Origin of the sequence: Corynebacterium sp. TAE3-ERU30, assembly GCF_019209925.1 — a bacterium.
GTDB classification, from domain to species: Bacteria; Actinomycetota; Actinomycetes; order Mycobacteriales; family Mycobacteriaceae; genus Corynebacterium; species Corynebacterium megadyptis.
Genome location: NZ_JAHUTO010000012.1, coordinates 1 through 1,017 on the forward strand (window position 1 = coordinate 1; position 1,017 = coordinate 1,017).

The 1,017-nt window shown below is 31.1% G+C and carries 1 protein-coding gene; it reads right to left on the minus strand.

The window, feature by feature from the left end; genetic code table 11:
* On the minus strand, nucleotides 1-968 hold a 968-nt coding region (locus KR227_RS10715; protein WP_218365322.1), incomplete at its 3' end, for a TonB-dependent receptor.
* Nucleotides 969-1,017 lie beyond the last annotated feature (49 nt).

The window sequence follows — 1,017 nt, forward strand, 5'->3', positions numbered from 1 at the left end:
GATAATGCAACATTCACTTGCTCATAAGCCATTACCTGAAATGCCCCTCTAATTGTATTTTGTAAACCTTGAGGCACTTGGTATATAAAATTATTGATTCTGTTATGATAAAGATTAAAATCTAAATCTAAACCTTCTAATAATTCAATATTATACTTTGTTCCTAAATTAATTTTATGCGAAGTTTCAGGCGATAAAAGTACATCTCCAATTTCTATGGCAGAGGCACTGTGATGCAATCCTTCACTAAATAATTCCGAAGGATTAGGCGCTCTATTCGCAACCGAATAACTCAAACTAATATTTCTTTGATTATCAAAATTATAAACCGCTCCTACTGCTCCGGAAAAGTTATGATACTTTAAATCAAACTTAACCAACCATTCATTTGAGTAATCATCTAAGATATTTTCATGGAAGATTTTATCATAACCTTTGCTATCCCACAAACGTTTTCTATAATACTTTTTCGTGTGCATATAGCTAAAATCATATCTTAAACCCGCATTAAAATTCCATGCCTCTTTTTTATAATTAAGTGCGGTAAAAACACCTGCATTTAATTTATTATAATCAGGAATTAGTCTTTTAACTTGTGTGTCCGGACTAGAATAATTGTCTTGATATCCTCCGGAAAATCCTCCTTGAATTTTTAAATCATTAAAAGAATCTAAACTTAAAACTCCTTCTACCGAATGTGTTTTTAATTCCGTATCCATAGACGGTGTTTCTTTCACTTCTCCTCGTCTATTATCATACTCATATCTGTGGTTAAACTGAAAGGCATAATTAAATTCTAATTTTCCAAAATTCTGAATTCTCATTTCCCATTCTGCTTTTGCCAAATGATGTATAATTTTGTGATACGGTTTTGAAATATCATACGTAAAATCTCTTATAGTTGCAGTCTCTTCTCTATTTATGGCATTGGCTAAATCAACCATATTACCAAAGTGCGAAGCCAACATGATTCCCATTCTTTTTTGAAAAAATGAATAACTGAACTTCAATTTATTT